The organism is Oleiphilus sp. HI0125 (genome assembly GCF_001635355.1).
This window is the reverse complement of record NZ_LWGF01000369.1, coordinates 1-711: the sequence shown is the minus strand read 5'-3', so window position 1 is coordinate 711 and position 711 is coordinate 1. Positions and strand designations below refer to the sequence as shown.

General features: G+C 45.9%; 1 protein-coding gene. It reads left to right on the top strand.

The features are described 5' to 3' along the window. The coding region (locus tag A3762_RS27120) for a hypothetical protein (protein ID WP_068754406.1) at nucleotides 1-711 on the top strand (711 nt) is incomplete at both ends.

Here is a 711-nt window from a genome sequence, read left to right as displayed (position 1 = left end):
ATGTATCGATGTACTAAAGCGCTCGTCTATTGATGCTCCAGACCAATTTGCGTGTGTAGAGCATACGTTTTTGGGAGATATTAGTGAGGCAAGTACGTGGACGAATGTACCTGATAACTATAATGCGATTTTGTTTTGTGTCACGCCCGGCGGTCGGGGAGCGGAAGCGTACCGACGCGTTTTCTACGATGCCCTTACTCACTGCATAACGAAATTTAAAAGTTTAAAGACTCCGCCACACCTCTTTTTTGTCTCAAGTACGAGTGTCTATGCTCAGGATGATGACTCTGTGGTCGATGAGTTGAGTCCTGCCAACGGTATGAGTGAGACGAGTAAAGTGCTGGTTCAGGCAGAAAATTTATTGAGGGATAGCTCCCTGCCGAGCACTATTATCCGCTTTAGCGGAATTTATGGAGGTTCGCGTCGACGCATTATTGATCAAGTTTTGTCTCAAGAGCCTGTATTGAGTGACGCTCTTAGACGCAGCAACCGAATTCATGAAGAAGATGCAGTGGGTTTTCTAACATTTTTGATGAAGTCGCATGCGCAAGGTCAGGCACTGGATGAGCTCTATGTTTGTACTGATGATAATCCTGTCGATATGAACGAGGTGTATGCGTTTATCGCGGACAAACTCGATGTTAATCTGAACGACAGTCGCATTGAGGCAGTGAGGCGCAGGGCGGGAAATAAGCGTTTAAGTAATAAGAG